Source organism: Pseudomonas sp. P5_A2_2 (assembly GCF_054177685.1).
In genome coordinates, this window is record NZ_JBGCUL010001000.1 from 1 (window position 1) to 1,589 (window position 1,589).

Genomic DNA, 1,589 nt, shown 5'->3' on the forward strand with positions numbered 1-1,589 from the left:
CGTGCATTCAGAAAACACGCGTTATCGTTGACGTCCATCGCGAGCAGGCTCGCTCCTACAGTGGTCAGGTGGTGGTCAGGCGCGCAGGGTACGGGTCATGCGCAGCGCCAACAGACTGCCGCAGACAATCACGCCCGCCAGCAGGTACAGCGCCGCATCGGTCGAACCGGTGCTGTCCTTGACCCAACCCACCAGGTACGGGCTGAGGAAGCCGGCCATCTGTCCCATGGAGTTGATCAGCGCCAGGCCGCCCGCGGCGGCGCCGGCACTGAGCAGGGCGGTCGGCACCGGCCAGAACATCGGCAGGCCGGTGAGGGCGCCCATGGTGGCGATGCTCAGGCCGAGAATCGCGATGGCCGGGTTGGCGGCGAAGTTCACCGCAATCAGCAGCCCCAGCGCGCCCATCAACATCGGCACCACCAAATGCCAGCGGCGTTCTTTGCGCAGGTCCGCCGAACGGCCGACCATCAGCATGAAAACGGCGGCCAGCAGGTACGGAATCGCGCTCAACCAGCCGATCACCAGGTTATCGCTGAAGCCCAGGTTCTTGATGATCGACGGCAACCAGAAGTTGATCGCGTAGACGCCACTCTGGATGCAGAAGTAGATCAGGCCGAAGGCCCAGATCGCCGGGTTCTTGAACACCGCCAGCAGTGAGTCGGTGGTGGTTTTCGGCTTGTTCGCCAGATCTTCGGCGTGGTCGGCTTCCAGCACCGAGCGCTCGAACGGGGTCAGCCACTTGGCGTTGGCGTAGCTGTCGCTGAGCAGGAAATAAGCCAGCGCACCGAGGATCACGGTCGGAATGCCTTGTAGCAGGAACATCCATTGCCAGCCGGCGAGACCGCCCTGGCCTGCGCCGAAGTGGTTGAGAATCCAGCCGGAGAACGGGCTGCCGAGCAGGCCGGACACCGGGATCGCCGACATGAACAGCGCCATGATGCGGCCACGGCGGAAGGTCGGGAACCACTGCGAGAGATAGAGCACAACACCGGGGAAGAACCCGGCTTCGGCAGCGCCGGTGAACAGGCGCAAGGTGTAGAACTCGGTCGGGGTGGTGACGAACAGCAGGCAGGTCGACAGCGTGCCCCAGGTGATCATCATCAGCGCGATCCAGCGTCGCGGGCCGAATTTGGTCAGGGCCAGGTTGCTTGGCACACCGCACAGCACATAACCGATAAAGAAGATGCCGGCACCGAGGCCGTACACGGTTTCGCTGAACTTCAGCGCGTCGAGCATCTGCAGTTTGGCAAATCCAACGTTTACCCGGTCGAGGTAGTTGAACAGGTAGCAGATGAAAATGAAGGGGATCAAACGCAGGGTGATGCGCTTGTAGACGGCGTTTTTGTCGTCAGCGATGGCGTCGGACGCTATGGCGCTCTGTGTCATGGCGGCTCTCTCTTTATTATGATTTTTTGCGATGCAAAGGGTAACGTTGATCGCCAAGAGAGTCTCGACCACCCTCAGGGTGGCTGTCTTTGTGCCTGAGCACAGGGTTTGTTACCAAGGCCTGTGCGGGTGAACAACCCGTTCCATCACCGTCTTCAAGGATCACATGCATGTTCGAACTCGATCACGACCTGGCCCAGGAC

The 1,589-nt window shown here is 61.2% G+C and carries 1 protein-coding gene; it reads right to left on the bottom strand.

The features are described from left to right. Nucleotides 1-75 precede the first annotated feature (75 nt). The gene (locus ACXRVY_RS28195; RefSeq protein WP_223463082.1) at nucleotides 76-1,386 is read right to left on the bottom strand and encodes an MFS transporter; all 1,311 of its coding nucleotides are present in this window, start codon (nucleotides 1,384-1,386) and stop codon (nucleotides 76-78) included. Nucleotides 1,387-1,589 lie beyond the last annotated feature (203 nt).